Genomic DNA, 17,519 nt, shown 5'->3' on the forward strand with positions numbered 1-17,519 from the left:
AAGGGGGGAAGGGGCGTGTGAGCGGAAGCGAGGCGCGCGTGGGAGAACGGGGGGCTGAGGGCGGCGGGGCCTGCAAGGGAAACGGTGCGTTCGAGAGGGACGGGGTCTGCGAGTGGTAACGATGCGTTCGAGAGGGACGGGGCCTGCGTGGGGTAACGGGGTGTTCGAGGAAGGCAGGTGGGGTACGTGAGGGCGGTCGGCTGCCCCGCCCCCTCGGCCCGGCGTCCGGGCGCCGACCGCTCGCCGCGCCCGCGGCGGTGGTCCGGCGCCCGATGAGTGCCGGGGCCACCGATGTCCGTACAGACGGGCGAGGTTCACCGGCCCCCGGCGGAGATGCATCATGAAGCCCGTGCCCCACGCGACATCGCTGCGCCGCGCGCCCGTCCAGCGCCGTAGCGCGGAACGACTGACCAGGATCCTCGACGCCTGTGCCGACCTGCTCGACGAGGTCGGCTACGACGCCCTGAGCACCCGGGCCGTGGCCCTGCGCGCGGGTGTGCCGATCGGCTCCGTGTACCGCTTCTTCGGCAACAAGCGGGCCATGGCCGACGCCCTGGCCGAACGCAACCTGGAGCGCTACACCGAGCGCGTCACCCGCAGACTCGCCGACGCGGCCGATGCGGGCGGCGAGGGCGGCTGGCGCGCGGCCATGGACGCGGTGCTCGGCGAGTACCTCGACATGAAGCGCACGGCGCCGGGCTTCTCCCTCGTCGACTTCGGCAACCAGATCCCGGTCGGCGCCCGCTACGCCGAACCCAACCACCGTGTCGCCGACCGGCTTTCGGATCTGCTGTCGGCATATCTCGACCATGAACCGGACGAGGATCTGCGGCGTGTGTTCCTCATTGCTGTGGAAACGGCCGACACCCTGGTCCATCTGGCCTTCCGTATGGACCCCGAAGGCGACGAGAGCGTCATCGCGGAGACACGCGTGCTTCTGCGGGCCTACCTCGAGCGGGTGCTGGACTGAGGGCAATCCCACGTCCCGCCACCCCTCCCCACCGTCCATACCGGTCGGTATGCTCGGCCCGTTCGTGCGCCACCCCCGCCATCCTCCGGGAGGACCCGTGTCCCGCACCGCTCTGCGCATATGCCCCCTCTGCGAGGCCACCTGCGGGCTGACGCTCACCGTCGACGGCACCCGGGTCACCGGCGCCCGCGGCGACCGGGACGATGTGTTCAGCAAGGGCTTCATCTGCCCCAAGGGCGCCTCCTTCGGAGCCGCCGACGCCGACCCCGACCGGCTGCGCGCACCGCTCGTGCGCCGGGACGGTGAACTGCGCGAGGCCACCTGGGAGGAGGCGTTCGACGCCGTCGCCGCCGGGCTGCGGCCGATCGTCGAGCGGTACGGACCGCACGCGGTCGGCGTCGTCCTCGGCAACCCCAATGTGCACACCGTGGCCGGCGGCCTCTACCCGCCCGTCCTGCTCGCCGGCCTCGGCACCCGCAGCCTCTTCACGGCCTCGACCCTCGACCAGATGCCCAAGCACGTCTCCAGCGGACTGCTGTACGGAGACGCGGGCGCCATCCCCGTGCCCGACCTCGACCGCACCGATCACCTCCTGCTCATCGGCGCCAACCCGCTGGAGTCCAACGGCAGTCTGTGCACCGCCCCCGACTTCCCCGGCAGGCTCAAGGCCCTCAAGGCCCGAGGCGGCACCCTCACCGTGATCGACCCGCGCCGCACCCGCACCGCCCGGCTCGCCGACCGCCACGTCGCCGTCCAACCGGGCACCGACGCGCTGCTGCTCGCGGCCATGACGTACGTCCTCTTCGAGGAGGGCCTCGTCGACCTGGGGCATCTCGCCCCGCATGTGCAGGGAGTCGAGGACGTGGCCGCCGCCGTCCGGGACTTCACGCCCGAGGCCGTCTCCGCGGCGTGCGACGTCGACGCGGACACCGTCCGCGCCCTGGCCCGGGAGCTGGCCGCCGCGCCCACCGCCGCCGTCTACGGCCGCATCGGCAGCTGCACCGTGCCGCACGGCACCCTCGCCAGCTGGCTGGTCGATGTGCTCAACATCCTCACCGGCAACCTCGACCGGCCCGGCGGCGCCCTCTTCCCGCTGTCGGCCACCGACAAGACCCCCCGGCCCGCCGGGCCCGGCCGCGGATTCGCGCTCGGCCGCTGGCACTCACGGGTCCGGCGGCACCCCGAGGCCAAGGGGGAACTGCCGATCTCCGCGCTGGCGGAGGAGATCGACACCGCCACCGAGGAGGGCAGCCCGGTGCGCGCCGTCATCGCGATCGCCGCCAACCCCGTGCTCTCCTCCCCGGACGGCGACCGCCTCGACAAGGCGCTCGGCTCGCTCGACTTCATGGTCGCCGTCGACCCGTACCTCAACGAGACCTCGCGCCATGCGCACGTAGTGCTGCCCCCGCCCCCGCCCTCCCAGGCGCCCCACTTCGACTTCGCCTTCAACGCCCTCGCCGTGCGCAACCAGGTGCGCTACACCCGTGCCGCCGTTCCCCTGGAGCCCGGCCGCATGGCGGAGACGGAGATCCTCGCCCGGCTGGTCCTGGCCGCGACCGGCATGCACGGTGCCGAGCCGGCCGCCGTGGACGCCCTGGTCATCGACCAGACCCTGGGCAAGGCGGTCACCGAGGCCCACTCGCCCGTCCATGGACACGACCCGCGTGAACTGGCCACGCGGCTCACCGGGGACAGCGGAGCCGAGCGGCGGCTGGACATGATGCTGCGCCTCGGCCCTTACGGCGACGGGTTCGGGGCCCGGCCCGACGGGCTCAGCCTCCGGAAGCTGCTCGCCCATCCGCACGGCATCGACCTCGGCCCGCTCCAGCCCCGTCTGCCGCAGCCGCTGAAGACCGTGAGCGGCAAGGTCGAACTGCTGCCGGCCCCGATCGCGGGCGATCTGCCGCGCCTCAGGCAGGCGCTGGGTGAGCGCGCGGCCGGGCTCGTGCTCGTCGGACGGCGCCATCTGCGGTCCAACAACAGCTGGCTGCACAACGTGCCCGCGCTCACCGGCGGTTCCAACCGCTGCACCCTGCACGTCCACCCGGAGGACGCGGAGCGGCTCGGGCTCGTCGACGGCGCGTTCGTACGGGTCAAGGGCGCCGGGGGAGCGGTGACCGCGCCCGTCGAGGTCACCGACACCGTCCGGCGCGGGGTCGTCAGCCTGCCGCACGGCTGGGGCCACGACCGGCCCGGCACCCGGATGAGCCACGCCGCCCTCGACCCCGGTGTCAACGTCAACCAGCTCCTCGACGGCAGTCTGCTCGACCCGCTGTCGGGCAACGCGGTGCTCAACGGGGTGCCCGTCGAACTCCTGCCGCTCGGCACACCGCGCCCCGCCGGGCACTCCGGAGAGCCTCTGGCGCCGCAAAACTAACAACGCTAGTTTAGGGCTCGGACGACATGGCCCCGGCCCCGGAGGACGACGATGAAGGCACATGACGGCATGTACATCGACGGCGCCTGGCGCCCCGCCTCGGGCCCGGACCCCATCGACGTCGTGAACCCGGCGGACGAGCAGGTCATCGGCCGGGTCCCGGCGGGGACCGCCGAGGACGTCGACGCCGCCGTCCGCGCCGCCCGAGCCGCCCTCCCCGTGTGGGCCGCCACCCCGCCCGCCGAGCGGGCCGGGCGCCTGACCGCCCTGAGGGACGTGCTCGCCGCCCGCCAGGAGGAGATCGCCGAGACCGTCACGGCGGAGCTGGGGTCGCCGCCGTCGTTCTCCCGGACCGTGCAGGTGGGCCTGCCGATCGCGGTGGCGGGCTCGTACGCCGAACTGGCCGCCGGCCATGCCTTCGAGGAGAAGGTCGGCAACTCCACCGTCCACCATGAGCCGGTCGGAGTCGTGGGTGCCATCACGCCCTGGAACTACCCCCTCCACCAGATCGTCGCCAAGGTCGCCCCCGCGCTCGCGGCGGGCTGCACCGTCGTCCTCAAGCCCGCCGAGGACACCCCGCTGACGGCCCAGCTGTTCGCGGAGGCGGTGCACGAGGCGGGCGTGCCGGCCGGCGTGTTCCAGCTCGTCACCGGCCTCGGGCCGGTCGCGGGCCAGGCGCTCGCCGCGCACGAGGGCGTCGACCTGGTCTCGTTCACCGGATCCACGGCCGTGGGCCGGCTGATCGGCGCCACGGCCGGGGCGGCCGTCAAGAAGGTCGCCCTGGAACTGGGCGGCAAGTCGGCGAACGTCATCCTGCCGAGCGCCGACCTCGCCAGGGCGGTGAACGTCGGCGTCGCGAACGTGATGGCCAACTCCGGCCAGACATGCAGCGCCTGGACGCGGATGCTGGTGCACCGCGACCGGTACGAGGAGGCGGTCGGGCTGGCGGCCGCGGCCGCGGACAAGTACGGCGACCGCATCGGGCCGCTGGTGAGCGCCAAGCAGCAGGCGCGGGTGCGCGGTTACATCGACCAGGGCGTGGCGGAGGGCGCGCGCCTGGTCGCGGGCGGCGCGGACGCCCCGCGCGAACGCGGCTACTACGTACGGCCCACCGTCTTCGCCGAGGTCACCCCGGAGATGACGATCGCCCAGGAGGAGATCTTCGGCCCGGTGCTGTCGATTCTGCGCTACGAGGACGAGCAGGACGCCCTGCGGATCGCCAACGGTACGGTCTACGGGCTCGCCGGCGCCGTCTGGGCGGGCGACGACGCGGAGGCCGCCGCGTTCGCGCGCAGGATGGAGACCGGTCAGGTCGACATCAACGGCGGCCGCTTCAACCCCCTGGCCCCGTTCGGGGGCTACAAGCAGTCGGGGGTGGGGCGCGAGCTGGGTTCGCACGGGCTCGCCGAGTACCTCCAGACCAAGTCCCTTCAGTTTCAGGAAGGCTGACCGAGATGGTCCGTGCCGCTGTGCTGCCCGCCGTCGGTGGCCCGCTGGAGATCACCGGCATCGAGCTGCCGCAACCGGGCCCCGGCCGGGTCCGTGTCCGGCTGGCCGCCGCCGGGGTGTGCCACTCCGACCTGTCGCTGTCCAACGGCACCATGCGGGTGCCGGTGCCCGCGGTCCTCGGACACGAGGGCGCGGGGACGGTGGTGTCCGTGGGGGAGGGTGTCACCCATGTCGCACCGGGCGACGGTGTCGTCCTCAACTGGGCGCCGTCCTGCGGCAGTTGCCCTGCCTGTGCACGGGGCGAGGTGTGGCTGTGCGCGAACGCGCTGACCGGCTCCGGGGACGTCTACGCCCGTCGCGCGGACGACGGGACCGATCTGTACCCCGGCCTCAACGTGGCCGCGTTCGCCGAGGAGACGGTGGTGGCGGCCTCCTGTGTGCTGCCGGCACCCGAGGGAGTGCCGCTGACCGACGCGGCCCTGCTGGGCTGTGCCGTCCTCACCGGGTACGGGGCCGTGCATCACGCGGCCCGCGTGCGGCCGGGGGAGACGGTGGCGGTGTTCGGCGTCGGCGGGGTGGGCCTCGCGGCCCTTCAGGCGGCCCGGATCGCGGGCGCGGAGCGGATCGTCGCGGTGGACGTGTCCCCCGCCAAGGAGGAGCTGGCCCGACGGGCGGGCGCCACCGACTACCTGCTCGCCTCCGACGCCACCTCGCGCGAGATCCGCGCTCTCACGGACAAGCAGGGCGTCGACGTGGCGGTGGAGTGCGTGGGCCGCGCGGTCACGATCCGCGCGGCCTGGGACGCCACGCGACGCGGCGGCCGTACGACGGTCGTCGGCATCGGCGGCAAGGACCAGCAGGTCACCTTCAACGCCCTGGAGCTCTTCCACTGGGGCCGCACCCTGTCGGGCTGCGTCTACGGCAACACGAACCCCGCCGAGGACCTGCCGGTCCTGGCCGAGCACGTACGCTCCGGCCGTCTGGACCTCGGGGCGCTGGTGACGGAGCGCATCGCCCTGGAGGGCATCCCGGCGGCGTTCGACACCATGCTCGCGGGCAGAGGAGGCCGGGCGCTGGTGGTGTTCTAGGAACTCCGCGGCCGGACGGGAACGGGGAGGCATGTCCGGCCGGGAGGGTCCATCCGCCTACGCGGTCGGGGCGATCTGCCGGTACTGCTGCTCCAGCCCGTCCAGCAGCGCCGTGAGCCCCGTCTCGAAGGCGCGTTCGTCGATCTTCTCCTGCTGCTCGGCGAGCCGGTGGGCCTGGCCGAGGTGCGGGTAGTCGGCGGGATCGTACGCCGCGGCGTCGTCCACGAAACCGCGCGCGAACGAGCCGAGCGCGGAGCCCATCACGAAGTAGCGCATCAGCGCGCCGATGGAGGTGGCCTGCGCGGGCGGCCAGCCCGCGTCGACCATCGCGCCGTACACGGCGTCCGCGAGGTGCAGCGCGGCCGGGCGGCGGCCGGGGCCGCGCGCCAGTACCGGCACGATGTTCGGGTGGTCGCGCAGGGCGGCCCGGTAGGAGACCGCCCAGTCGTGCAGCGCCCTCCGCCAGGGCCGGCCGTCCTCGAACATCGACAGGTCGACCTGCGCGCTCACCGAGTCCGCCACCGCCTCCAGGATCTCGTCCTTGGTGCGGAAGTGGTTGTAGAGGGAGGGCCCGCTCACCCCGAGCTCGGCGGCGAGACGGCGGGTGGAGACCGCCGCGAGGCCCTCCGCGTCCACCAGTTCCCGTGCCGCGGCGACGATGCGGTCGGTGCTCAGGAGGGGCTTGCGCGGTCGGGCCATGGCGCACATAGTAGGGCTGCACCTAGAAACTAGCAGTGCTAATTTAAAGGTGCGGATATGAAAGACCTCCGGGATCTCCTCCCGAGCTTCCCGGACCTTCCCTTGGGGTGACGCGTCGTGAATCTGGAGCTCAGCGAGGAGCAGGCCGCCGTGCGGCGGCTGGCCGAGGACTTCGTGGCCCGTGAGGTCGCCCCGCACGTCGTCGCCTGGGACCGGGCCGAGGAGGTCGACCGGGCCATCGTGAAGAAGCTGGGCCGGCTCGGCTTCCTCGGACTGACCATCGACGAGGAGTACGGCGGTTCCGGCGGCGACCACCTCGCGTATTGCCTGGTGACCGAGGAACTGGGCCGCGGTGACTCGTCCGTGCGCGGCATCGTCTCGGTCTCCCTCGGTCTCGTCGCCAAGACCGTCGCCGCCTGGGGCGACGAGGGGCAGAAGCGGCGGTGGCTGCCGGGGCTCACCTCGGGCGCGTACGTCGGCTGCTTCGGCCTCACCGAGCCGGGCACCGGCTCCGACGCGGGCAACCTCACCACCAGGGCGGTCCGGGACGGCGACGACTATGTCGTCAACGGCACCAAGATGTTCATCACCAACGGCACCTGGGCCGACGTCGTGCTCCTGTTCGCGCGCTCCACGGACGCCCCGGGCCATCGGGGCGTCTCCGCCTTCCTGGTGCCGACCGACACTCCCGGCCTCACCCGCCGCCCGATCCACGGCAAGCTCGGCCTGCGCGGCCAGGCCACCGCCGAACTGGTCCTCGAGGACGTAAGGGTGCCGGCCTCCGCGATGCTGGGTCCCGAGGGCAAGGGCTTCTCGATCGCCATGTCCGCGCTGGCGAAGGGGCGGATGTCGGTCGCGGCGGGCTGTGTCGGCATCGCCAGGGCCGCCCTGGACGCGGCCGTCCGTTACGCCGGCGAGCGCGAGCAGTTCGGCCGCTCCATCGCCCACCACCAGCTGGTCCAGGAACTCCTCAGCGACATCGCCGTCGACGTGGACGCGGCGCGGCTGCTGACGTGGCGGGTAGCCGATCTGATCGACCGCGGGCTGCCCTTCGCCGTCGAGTCCTCCAAGGCCAAGCTCTTCGCCTCCGAGGCGGCCGTCCGGGCCGCGAACAACGCCCTCCAGGTCTTCGGCGGCTACGGCTACATCGACGAGTACCCGGCCGGCAAGCTCCTGCGCGACGCCCGGGTGATGACCCTCTACGAAGGAACGAGCCAGATCCAGAAGCTCGTCATCGGGCGCGAGCTGACGGGGGTCTCGGCGTTCTGACCGTCTCTGCGCTCCCGGGGTGTGCTAAGCGCTCGCTCACCTTCGGCGGTATGGTGTTACTCCGGCCGGCGAGAGGGGACGAGACAGCGATGACTACGGCGGAGGAGACGGGCGGCGGCGAGGCGCAGCCGTGGGCCGAGGTCACCCCGGACGCGGCCCGGCGGCTGCTCCTGGCCGCCGTGGAGGCCTTCGCCGAGCGCGGCTACCACGCGACCACCACCCGCGACATCGCGGGCCGCGCGGGCATGAGCCCGGCCGCGCTCTACATCCACTACAAGACCAAGGAAGAGCTGCTCCACCGCATCAGCCGGATCGGACACGAGAAGGCCCTGGAGATCCTGCGGGCGGCGGCCCGGCGGGAGGGCACCGCGACCGAGCGGCTCGCGGACGCCGTCAGCTCCTTCGTCCGCTGGCACGCTGGGGGGCGCACCACCGCCCGGGTCGTGCAGTACGAGCTGGACTCGCTCGGCCCGGAGGCCCGCGCCGAGATCCTCGCCCTGCGGCGCGAGGTCGACGCCGAGGTGCGCGGGATCATCGAGGACGGGCTGGCGACCGGCGAGTTCGACGTGCTGGACGTGCGCGGCACGACGCTGGCCGTGCTCTCCCTGTGCATCGACGTGGCCCGCTGGTTCAATCTGGACGGACCCCGCACCCCCGAGGAGGTCGGCACGCTCTACGCCGACCTCGTGCTGCGGATGGTCGGGGTGCGGAAGTAGCCGGCCGGCCCGCTCGGGAGCGGTGACCGGCCGGCCCGGTCAGAGGTAGTAGCGCGCGACCGACTCGGCCACGCACACCGGCTTGTCGCCGCCCTCGCGCTCCAATGTGAAGGCCATCGCCAGCTGCACCCCGCCCGGCACGTCCTCGACGCCGGCGATCGTCGCGGTGGCGCGCACCCGCGAGCCGACCGGCACGGGCGCGGGGAAGCGGACCTTGTTGGTCCCGTAGTTGACGCCCATCTTCACGCCCTCGACGCTGATCAGCTGCGGTCCGAAGAGCGGGAGCAGTGACAGCGTGAGATAGCCGTGCGCGATGGTCGTGCCGAAGGGGCCCGAGGCCGCCTTCTCGGGGTCGACGTGGATCCACTGGTGGTCACCCGTGGCGTCCGCGAACAGGTCGATCCGCTTCTGGTCGATCTCCAGCCAGTCGGTGTACCCCAGCTGCTCGCCCACCGCCGCCTTCAGTTCGTCGGCGGATGTGAAGGTCCTCGGCTCTGCCATGTTCCCGGCCTCTCGCGTGATGAAGTCAACATGCCTAAGCAACTGCTTAGCATGGTCCTGGGCGGGGTCCGTGTCAACGGACTCGGGCCTGGCGTGGCCGGTGCAACAAAGCCCGGGAGCCGCAGGGAGCCGCCGGGGGCCGCTGCTCAGCGGCCCCCGGCCCGCGCTCACTCGTACTCCGTGCCGCCCTTCCGGGTCAGATACGCCGGACTGACCGCCTTCGCGATCGCCCTCCCCCCGGTCACCGGGCTGTACCGCTCGGTGACCGGCCGGATCACCACTCCCTCACGCAGATGCATCTCCCGCCCCGACACCGTCTCCCGTCCCGTGGCGCACTCCAGCACGCGCGGGAGGTCGTACGGCCCCTCGTACAGCCGCGGTACCAGCGGCAGTTCCCCGGCGAGCACGTCCACGGGGTCCAGCCATCGGGGTGTGCCGCCGATCTCCGCGGACACGTCGAAGACGGCGTACCCCAGGGTGTCGCGCCGCCCGTCGGCGCCGTATGTCAGATCCTGGACGCCCGCGCCGTAGACCTCCGCGAAGATTCCCACCCGGCGCGCGCCGAGCCGCTCGGCGAGCCGGGCCGCGGCCTCGGGGACGCCATGACCGCGCACCGCCCGCCAGTACAGGTTGCGCGGATCCTCCTTCAGCGCCAGGGACTTGGCGCCGAAGCCCTTCGAGGAGACGTACACCCGGTCCTCGTCCGCGACATAGGTCAGCAGGCACGCCGAGCCGTGCAGCTTCTCCGTCAGGACGACGGGCTCGCCCGGCGCGAAGATGTCCGGATAGCGCTGGAGATTCTCGATGTCCACCCAGGGCAGCAGACCGGGCGCGGGCTCCACCTCGCCGCTCATGGTGGGCGGGATCGGCGGCACCCACTTGGTGATGCCGAGCACCTCCGCGAAGTCGGTGCCCTCGGCCGCGGCCCGCGCGAGGTCGAGGTCCGCCAGCGCCCTGGGGCGGCAGACGATGCCCTGCGAGAGCTCGCCGCGCAGCCGGACCGCCTTGACCCGGTCGGACGTGCTGCCCGCAAGCCGTCCGGTCAGCCCCAGCTCCTCGATCAGCGCGGCAGGGAGCACGGACTGCTCGGGGATGTAGACGGCGGAGTCACCGGTGCGGTACTGGCCCTTGGCGACGACGGCCCGGTACAGGCCCACCTGGGCCAGTTCGAGTGCGTCGGCGTTGGGATGCTCATGGATCGTCAGCACTTCGGCGGTGACGCGCAGCGTCGACATCGGGACTCCTCAAGGTCGCTCAGCCGTGTTTCATCGCCCTCGACTGTCCCTGTCGCAAAGGGGTGGAGCCAGCGGATTTGCGGCTGGTAGCGTCTGCCTCTTCGGCCGGCGGCGACGCCGCGCACACCACGCCGCCGCGATGCGGGCTGAGCCGGGTGGACCGGCGTTCCTGGTCCCCCGAGCAGGCGGCCGCCATCGAGGCGTTCCTGTACGCCTGGTGGGAGGGCGTCCTCACCACGCGGCGGCCGTCGAACCGGTGGACGAGGTCTTCGAGACCTGTGCCGCCCTCGCGGGGTGGGTGACGCCGTCCCTCGAGCGCCGGCCGCGGCACCCGTCGCCGACGCGCACCTCGTGCACCGCGCGGGCGGCCGGTTCGACGAACTCCTCGCCGAGGCGCGCCCTTCTCCTGACCGGAGGCGGCGCAGGACACGGCGATGGCGGAACTTCGGTCGTGGTTCGCCCGGCGGGCTTCCGATCGCCTGCGCTCCCTTGGGGGAACCGCCCCGGCCGACCGGGCCGCGCTTCTCGCCCTGCCGCGGAGCGGCGCTGGGACCGTCTGTCCTGAACCGGCCTCTCCGTCACCGGCCGGGCGCTCGGCACAGCCCGGTGTCCGCACGGCGCGGCAGCGGGCTGCGGGTCTCGATAGGGGGTGCGGCATCCCCGGCGCACCCCCGCGCCCTCGGGCGCTGTGCTCAGGCCGACACCAGCAGCCGTGCGCGCCGGGCCTCCGCCAGCGCCCCGGGTGTCAGCACGGGCGCCGGCACCACGATGCCGCAGTCCGTGCAGACCGGACCCGACGACGGCTCATGGGCCAGGTCGTACCTCCATACGAGGCGCTCGCCGGCGCATACCGGGCAGGCCTTGCCCGGTTCGCGCTCCAGTGCGGCGATGAGCCGGCGCAACACCTCGGCGAGCGGCTCACCGGGGTGGACCCGCGGGTCGTCGCACCAGGCGACACCGAACCCGCCCCAGGTCAGCCGGTGCCAGTCGTCGACACTGCCCGGTCTGCGCAGCCCGTCGTGCTTCTCCTTCCTGCGACGCTGTGTGAACTCGGCCTCGTAGGCGAGCCACACGGACCGGGCCTCCTCCAACTCCTCCAGCGCGGCCACGAGCCGCGCCGGATCGGGGGAGCGGTCCTCGGGACCGAACCCGGCCCGGGAGCACAGATGGTCCCAGGTCGCCCGATGCCCGTAAGGGGCGAACTTCTCCAGGCACTTGCGCAGTGAGTAACGCCGTAGCGCCAGATCGCACCCGGGGTCTCGAACCTGTCTCGCCAGACTCCGGAAACCGGCCATCGCCCTGCACCTCCGTCACACCTGCACCTGTACTTCGGTTACTTCGGCGTCGTCGTACGGACGTCGCCGAATAGACGTATCGACAAGCGATTCGGCTCCATCCTTTTTCGATGACCTCCCCAAGCCGACTGCCGAACTATTGAAAGTTGACGCTTGTTCATCTTCAATCGCGGGGGATACCGGCGGTAACGTCCGCCCGCCCCCCGAGCTCTCGGCTCCGCTCGAGCAGGGGGACCCCCATCGTCGGGAGGAGCTGCCATGCCACAGCGCGCCCCACGCAACGTCCACGCCGGACTGAGAACTCCCCGCAGTTTTCCGAAGTTCCTCGGGGCCGCTGCTATATGCGTCCTCGTGGGCGGTCTTTTGTCGCCAATCTCCGCGGCGGCGGCCGGCGACGGCACGACGGCCGCCGGCGCCGTGGCCGCCGACGACTACTGCGGCGGCCAGTGTTCGGACACCCTCCCGCCCGGCGAGAACGGCAACGCCACCCTCGCCCAGATCCTGCTCAACCAGGCCTTCGGCACCCAGCCCGGCCACGCCGAGGACCAACTCGGCCCGTACGCCGACCTGGCCAAGGGCTACTCCGCACTTACCGACGCCCAGATCAACACCTTCTTCAACGACGCGTCGTTCGGGGTCCCGTCCGGTCAGGTCGCGTCCACCGAGAAGCCCGCGGGCCGCGGCGACGTGACGATCGTCCGCGACAAGAAGACGGGCGTCCCGCACATCACCGGCACCACCCGATACGGCACCGAGTTCGGTGCCGGGTATGCGGCGGCCGAGGACCGGCTGTGGCTGATGGACGTCTTCCGGCACGTCGGACGCGGCCGGCTGACCTCCTTCGCCGGCGGCGCGGCCGCCAACCAGGGGCTTGAACAGCAGTTCTGGCGCAACGCGCCGTACACCGAGGCCGATCTCCAGGCCCAGATCGACCACGCGGTGGCCACGGCCGGGGACCGCGGCAGGCAGGCCCTCGACGACGTCAACGCCTATCTCGCCGGTGTCAACGCCTACATCGACGCCTCCGACAGCGGCCGCTACTTCCCCGGCGAGTACGTCCTGACCGGCCACAAGAACGCCATCACCAACGCCGGCACCATCGAGCACTTCAAGGTCACCGACCTGGTCGCGCTCGCCTCCGTGATCGGCGCCCTGTTCGGCTCCGGCGGTGGCGGCGAGGTCGGCAACGCCATATCCCTGCTCGCGGCCCAGTCCAAGTACGGCGTGGAACAGGGCACCAAGGTCTGGGAGTCCTTCCGCGAGCGCAACGACCCCGAGGCCGTGCTCACCGTCCACAACGGGGAGAGCTTCCCGTACGCGTCGAAGCCCGGCACTCCGCAGGGCGCGGCACTGCCCGACGCCGGTTCCGTGACCCAGGAGCCGCTTGTCTACGACCGCACCGGCAGCGGGGCCACCGCGAGTGCCAGGAGTGCCTCGAAGAGCGCTGCCACCACGGCCCTGTCCTCCGCCCGGCGCGGCATGTCCAACGCCCTCGTGGTCGGCGGCAGGTACACCGCGAGCGGCCACCCGATCGCCGTCTTCGGCCCGCAGACCGGCTACTTCGCGCCCCAGCTGCTGATGCTCCAGGAGATCCAGGGACCGGGCATCAGCGCCCGCGGCGCCTCCTTCGCGGGCCTGAGCATGTACGTCGAACTGGGCCGTGGCCAGGACTACTCGTGGAGCGCGACGACCTCCGGCCAGGACATCATCGACACCTACGCCGTCGAGCTGTGCCAGGACGACCACCACTACCTGTACCACGGCACCTGCACCGCCATGGACGAGGTCGAGCAGAAGAACGCCTGGTCCCCGACCGTCGCCGACGGGACCGCGGCCGGCTCGTACACCATGCGGGCCTGGCGGACGAAGTACGGTCCCGTCGAGTACCGCGCGACCGTCGGCGGCAAGAAGGTCGCCTACACCACCCTGCGCTCCTCCTACCTGCACGAGGCCGACTCGATCATCGGCTTCCAGATGCTGAACGACCCCGGCTACGTCAAGGGCCCGCAGGACTTCCAGAGCGCGGCGCAGCACATCAACTACACGTTCAACTGGTTCTACGCCGACTCCCGGCACACCGCGTACTACAACAGCGGCGACAACCCGGTGCGCGCGAACGGCACGGACGCCGACTTCCCGGTGTGGGCGCAGGCACCCTACGAATGGCGGAGCTGGGACCCGGCGACGAACACGGCGGACTACACCCCGCCGTCCCAGCACCCGAACTCCGTCGACCAGGACTACTACATCTCCTGGAACAACAAGCAGGCCGAGGACTACGCGGCCGCTCCCTGGGGCGAAGGGTCGGTCCACCGCGGCAATCTGCTGGAGGACCGGGTGAAGAGGCTGGTGGCGGCGGGCGGGGTGACCCGCTCCGCGCTGGTCGAGGCGATGGCGGACGCGGCGCTCGCCGATCTGCGGGCCGAGGACGTGCTGCCGAAGCTGCTGAAGGTCGTGAACAGCTCTGCGGTCACGGACCCCACGGCCGCGGCGGCGGTGAGCAAGCTGTCCGCGTGGGTGTCGGCGGGCGCGCGACGCACGGAGACCTCGTCCGGCTCGAAGACCTACGCCGACACCGACGCGATCCGCGTCCTGGACGCCTGGTGGCCGCTGCTGGTCAAGGCCGAGTTCGAACCGGGCCTCGGCAGCGACCTGTACACGGCCGTCGCCGGCAACCTGCCGGTCGACGAGTCCCCGTCGGCCGCGCACGGCCCGACCGGCTCGCACGCCGGAAGCTCCTTCCAGTACGGCTGGTGGAGCTATGTCGACAAGGACATCCGGGCGGTGCTGGGGGAGCCGGTGCAGGGCCCGCTGACGCAGAAGTACTGCGGCGGCGGCAGCCTGAGCGCCTGCCGGGACATCCTGATCAGCACCCTCAAGCAGGCCGCCGGACTGACGGCGTCCCAGGTGTACCCCGGCGACGACCAGTGCTCGGCCGGTGATCAGTGGTGCGCCGACTCGATCGTCCAGCGCACCCTCGGCGGCATCAAGCACGGCAGGATCAGCTGGCAGAACCGGCCGACGTTCCAGCAGGTGGTGGAGTACACCTCGCACCGGTAGGCCGGAAGCGGCGGCGGGTCAGACCACCCGGCCCGCCGCCAGCACCAGCTGCGCCAGTTCCCGGTGCACGATGTCGCTGTGCGCGCCGGAGGGCGGTCCGCCGTGGCAGACCACGGCGGACGCGTCGACGTTCACACAGCCCGCCGCAGGCAGCCCCCGTAGCGCGTCGGCGAGTGTAAGGCCCCGGGTGCCGTCCACCGCCTGCACGCCGTCGTGCCCCATCGCACCCCACTCGGGCCCGAGGAACCGGCCGATGTCGAAGCCCTCCGCGAGCCCGTCGGTCAGCGAGCGATCGTCCCCGGCCATCCGCGACGCCAGCGGGTAGAGCGTGCCGAGCGCCGAGTCGAAGCCGGAGTAGCAGCACACCAGTGGCCCGTCGACACGATCGCGGTAGCCGTGCAGGACGCCGCCGGAGCGCGAGTCGCCCGGGAGGCGGGCCGCGAACGCGTAGTGGGAGAAGGCCCCTTGGAGCAGCGTCACGGACTTCACCGTGCGCACGCCGTCCGGCAGTCCGCGCAGCGCGAACGACACCAGCCGCCCGCCGAAACTGTGGCCGACGAGATGCACGCGCACGCCCGGTGCAGTCCGCGCCAGCCGCCCGATCACCGGCCCGAGCCCGCGTTCCCCGACCGTGCCCGCGCGCCGCTTCATCGCGTAGTACGTGGCCTGCCGCAACACCTCACGGGCCCCGTCCCACAGCCCCTTCGGCGTCCACGAGAACCCCTCCACGCCCGCAGCCGCCGCCGACTCCACCTGTTCCAGAGCCCGTGCGAAGACCCGGCACACCTGTGTCATGTCCTCCGACAGCATCGCGGGACCGCTCCCGGACGGCCCCTCCCGCCCCGTGTCCCCGGCGCACGCGGCCTGCGGCCCCTGCGGATCCACCTCCACCAGCAGCCGTACGAGCTGGCCGAACTCCTCCAGCGAGGCGGCGTCGTCCGGGGGCCGGTCCAGCAGCCGGGCCAGCTCGTCCACCTCGGTCGCGCGGCCGGGGAAGACCTTCGCCAGCGCCTGCCGACTGCTCTCGTCCAGCCCCGGCCGGGCGGCCGAAGAAGCGTCCGCCACGGCCGACCGAGGGAAATCGGGTACCGGTTCGTCCGCGAACATCATCGACGGCCAGATCACGCCGGCATAGCCCAGGCGGGCCTTCGGCGCGAGTGAGGGCATGGGCGCGAAGAAGCGGCCGTAGAGCCGGGTCGCGCCGGGGCGCTCGTTGTTCCAGCCGTGCGCGAAGACCAGCAGGTCCCGCACTCCGCGCCGGGTCACGTCCGCGAGCAGCCGGTCCCGCTCGGCACCGTCCACGTCGCCGTCCGCGTCGAAGGTCAGCTCCCAGTAGGGATTCACACCGATCGCCGGTACCGCCATGAGGACCCCCTTGCCCCGAGGCCGAGTGCGCTGTGTCCGCATCGTCCTGCCGCCGGGGCAACTTGGCCATACGGCACGACTCATGCGTACACGAGGTACCTCTCGCGGACCCGCCGGAAGGCGTGCAGCTCGTCCTGCCAGGCGGCCACGACCTCGTCGGCGCCCGCGCCCGCGTCGATCATCGTGCGTACCCGGGCGGATCCGGTGAGCCTGTCGATCCAGGCGTCGGGACGCCAGGCGAAGCCGCTCCACACCTTCCTGGCGGTCACGAGCAGCGCGATCCCGGTGCGGACGGGGTCGTACGCGGCCCGGTCGTGCACATGGATCTGCACGCCGCCGACGGTCCTCCCCTGGAACTTGGAGAACGTGGGCGTGAAGTACGCCTCCCTGAAGTGCACCCCGGGCAGGCGAAGGCGCTCCGCCTCGGCCGCCCACCGTCCGTCGACGCCCTCCGCGCCCAGCATTTCGAAGGGGCGGGTGGTGCCGCGTCCCTCCGAGAGACTGGTGCCTTCGAACAGACAGGTTCCGGAGTAGACCAGCGCGGTGTCGGGGGTCGGCATGTTGGGGCTCGGCGGCACCCAGGGGAGACCGGAGACGTCGTGGAAGTCCGACCGCCTCCAGCCCGTCATCAGGACGGTGTCGAGCGGGACGGGTGCGCTCAGGAACTCCCCGTTGAACAGCAGCGCCAGCTCCGCCACCGTCATCCCGTGCGCCTGGGAGACCGGCTGCCGTCCCACGAAACTCGCGAACTCCGTGTGCAGGACCGGTCCCCGGGCGGACCGTCCGGTCACCGGATTGGGCCGGTCCAGGACCACGAACCGTCTGCCCGCCAGCCGTGCCGCCTCCATGCAGTCGTAGAGGGTCCAGATGTACGTGTAGAAGCGGGCGCCCACGTCCTGGATGTCGAAGACGACGGTGTCCACGCCGGAAGCCGTGAAGACGTCGGCGAGCGCCTGTCCGCTCTTTCCGTAGGTGTCGTACACGGGAAGTCCGGTCGCCGGATCGTCGTAGCGCCCCTCGGAGCCGCCCGCCTGCGCGGTGCCGCGGAAGCCGTGCTCGGGGCCGAAGACCGCGCCCAGGTTCACCCGGGGGTCGGCGTGCATCACGTCGACGATGTGGCGCAGGTCCCGGGTCACACCGGTCGGATTGGTGACCACCCCGACCCGCCGGCCGTCCAGGAGCGCATAGCCGTCCGCCGCCAGCCGCTCGAAACCGGTGCGCACGCGTCTGCCGCGCTTGGCGCCGGAGTCGGCCGGCGTGACAGAAGGCGTGCCGGAAGACGTGGCAGAGGTGACGGACGTGGCTGAGGTGACTGATGTTCCGGACGCCTTGGGCGCCGAGACCGACACGGCCGTCGCCGTGGTCGCGGTGAGCAGCCCTCGTCGGGACAGCCTCATGCGGTGACCTCCGTGATCGACGGACCTGTCATGCGCACGTACCATGCGCACGCCCCATCGGAGGAGCCCCTTCCCTCGTTACATACCGACTGGTTAGT

Annotated in this window: 13 protein-coding genes; 7 read left to right on the forward strand and 6 right to left on the reverse strand. The window is 72.1% G+C overall.

What is annotated here, in order from left to right:
- Positions 1–340: 340 nt before the first annotated feature.
- The 4 genes from ABZ876_RS29310 (at position 341) to ABZ876_RS29325 (ending at position 5,884) form a co-directional block, all read left to right on the forward strand.
- Positions 341–970 (forward strand): TetR/AcrR family transcriptional regulator, encoded by a 630-nt coding sequence (locus tag ABZ876_RS29310; RefSeq protein ID WP_361787552.1) that lies wholly within the window; start codon positions 341–343, stop codon positions 968–970.
- Between the two features lie 97 nt (positions 971–1,067).
- Positions 1,068–3,347, forward strand: a complete 2,280-nt coding sequence (locus ABZ876_RS29315; protein WP_361787554.1) for a molybdopterin oxidoreductase family protein — start codon at positions 1,068–1,070, stop codon at positions 3,345–3,347.
- A 51-nt stretch (positions 3,348–3,398) separates the two neighbouring features.
- A complete protein-coding gene (locus ABZ876_RS29320) occupies positions 3,399–4,796 on the forward strand; it encodes an aldehyde dehydrogenase family protein (protein WP_361787556.1) in 1,398 nt (465 codons plus the stop codon).
- 5 nt (positions 4,797–4,801) lie between these two features.
- Positions 4,802–5,884 (forward strand): Zn-dependent alcohol dehydrogenase, encoded by a 1,083-nt coding sequence (locus ABZ876_RS29325; RefSeq protein ID WP_361787558.1) that lies wholly within the window; start codon positions 4,802–4,804, stop codon positions 5,882–5,884.
- Positions 5,885–5,941: 57 nt separating this feature from the next.
- Here ABZ876_RS29325 and ABZ876_RS29330 read toward each other — a convergent pair whose 3' ends face one another.
- Positions 5,942–6,583 carry a TetR/AcrR family transcriptional regulator gene (locus ABZ876_RS29330; RefSeq protein ID WP_361787560.1) on the reverse strand — a complete coding sequence of 214 codons (642 nt, stop codon included), beginning with the start codon at positions 6,581–6,583 and terminating at the stop codon, positions 5,942–5,944.
- A 117-nt stretch (positions 6,584–6,700) separates the two neighbouring features.
- Between ABZ876_RS29330 and ABZ876_RS29335 the strand changes: the two genes are divergently transcribed.
- Positions 6,701–7,852, forward strand: coding sequence for an acyl-CoA dehydrogenase family protein (locus ABZ876_RS29335; RefSeq protein WP_361787562.1), 1,152 nt, complete (start codon positions 6,701–6,703; stop codon positions 7,850–7,852).
- Between the two features lie 89 nt (positions 7,853–7,941).
- Positions 7,942–8,568: a TetR/AcrR family transcriptional regulator gene (locus tag ABZ876_RS29340; protein WP_361787564.1), complete on the forward strand. Its 627-nt coding sequence runs from the start codon at positions 7,942–7,944 to the stop codon at positions 8,566–8,568.
- Positions 8,569–8,607: 39 nt separating this feature from the next.
- Here the strand turns inward: ABZ876_RS29340 and ABZ876_RS29345 are convergent, their stop codons facing one another.
- The 3 genes from ABZ876_RS29345 to ABZ876_RS29355 form a co-directional block, all read right to left on the reverse strand.
- Positions 8,608–9,069, reverse strand: a complete 462-nt coding sequence (locus tag ABZ876_RS29345; RefSeq protein ID WP_361787566.1) for a MaoC family dehydratase — start codon at positions 9,067–9,069, stop codon at positions 8,608–8,610.
- Positions 9,070–9,236: 167 nt separating this feature from the next.
- Positions 9,237–10,304, reverse strand: coding sequence for an RNA ligase (ATP) (locus ABZ876_RS29350; RefSeq protein ID WP_361787568.1), 1,068 nt, complete (start codon positions 10,302–10,304; stop codon positions 9,237–9,239).
- A 692-nt stretch (positions 10,305–10,996) separates the two neighbouring features.
- Positions 10,997–11,599, reverse strand: a complete 603-nt coding sequence (locus ABZ876_RS29355) for a hypothetical protein (RefSeq protein WP_361787570.1) — start codon at positions 11,597–11,599, stop codon at positions 10,997–10,999.
- 258 nt (positions 11,600–11,857) lie between these two features.
- Between ABZ876_RS29355 and ABZ876_RS29360 the strand changes: the two genes are divergently transcribed.
- Positions 11,858–14,659, forward strand: coding sequence for a penicillin acylase family protein (locus tag ABZ876_RS29360; RefSeq protein WP_361787572.1), 2,802 nt, complete (start codon positions 11,858–11,860; stop codon positions 14,657–14,659).
- A gap of 18 nt (positions 14,660–14,677) precedes the next feature.
- Here ABZ876_RS29360 and ABZ876_RS29365 read toward each other — a convergent pair whose 3' ends face one another.
- Together ABZ876_RS29365 and ABZ876_RS29370 are read right to left on the reverse strand one after the other, a co-directional pair.
- A complete protein-coding gene (locus ABZ876_RS29365) occupies positions 14,678–16,024 on the reverse strand; it encodes a serine-threonine protein kinase (protein ID WP_361787574.1) in 1,347 nt (448 codons plus the stop codon).
- Positions 16,025–16,104: 80 nt separating this feature from the next.
- Entirely contained in the window at positions 16,105–17,421 is a 1,317-nt protein-coding gene (locus ABZ876_RS29370; RefSeq protein ID WP_361787576.1) for a DUF1343 domain-containing protein, read from the reverse strand.
- Positions 17,422–17,519 lie beyond the last annotated feature (98 nt).

The sequence above is a fragment of the Streptomyces sp. NPDC046931 genome (assembly GCF_040644655.1).
Lineage (GTDB): Bacteria > Actinomycetota > Actinomycetes > Streptomycetales > Streptomycetaceae > Streptomyces.

Bases quoted from the DNA above. Each gene is read 5' to 3' on its own strand.
- ABZ876_RS29310 (WP_361787552.1), top strand. From the start codon at position 341: ATGAAGCCCGTGCCCCACGCGACATCGCTGCGCCGCGCGCCCGTCCAG.
- ABZ876_RS29320 (WP_361787556.1), top strand. From the start codon at position 3,399: ATGAAGGCACATGACGGCATGTACATCGACGGCGCCTGGCGCCCCGCC.
- ABZ876_RS29325 (WP_361787558.1), top strand. From the start codon at position 4,802: ATGGTCCGTGCCGCTGTGCTGCCCGCCGTCGGTGGCCCGCTGGAGATC.
- ABZ876_RS29330 (WP_361787560.1), bottom strand. From the start codon at position 6,583: ATGGCCCGACCGCGCAAGCCCCTCCTGAGCACCGACCGCATCGTCGCC.
- ABZ876_RS29340 (WP_361787564.1), top strand. From the start codon at position 7,942: ATGACTACGGCGGAGGAGACGGGCGGCGGCGAGGCGCAGCCGTGGGCC.
- ABZ876_RS29345 (WP_361787566.1), bottom strand. From the start codon at position 9,069: ATGGCAGAGCCGAGGACCTTCACATCCGCCGACGAACTGAAGGCGGCG.
- ABZ876_RS29350 (WP_361787568.1), bottom strand. From the start codon at position 10,304: ATGTCGACGCTGCGCGTCACCGCCGAAGTGCTGACGATCCATGAGCAT.
- ABZ876_RS29355 (WP_361787570.1), bottom strand. From the start codon at position 11,599: ATGGCCGGTTTCCGGAGTCTGGCGAGACAGGTTCGAGACCCCGGGTGC.
- ABZ876_RS29360 (WP_361787572.1), top strand. From the start codon at position 11,858: ATGCCACAGCGCGCCCCACGCAACGTCCACGCCGGACTGAGAACTCCC.
- ABZ876_RS29365 (WP_361787574.1), bottom strand. From the start codon at position 16,024: ATGGCGGTACCGGCGATCGGTGTGAATCCCTACTGGGAGCTGACCTTC.
- ABZ876_RS29370 (WP_361787576.1), bottom strand. From the start codon at position 17,421: ATGAGGCTGTCCCGACGAGGGCTGCTCACCGCGACCACGGCGACGGCC.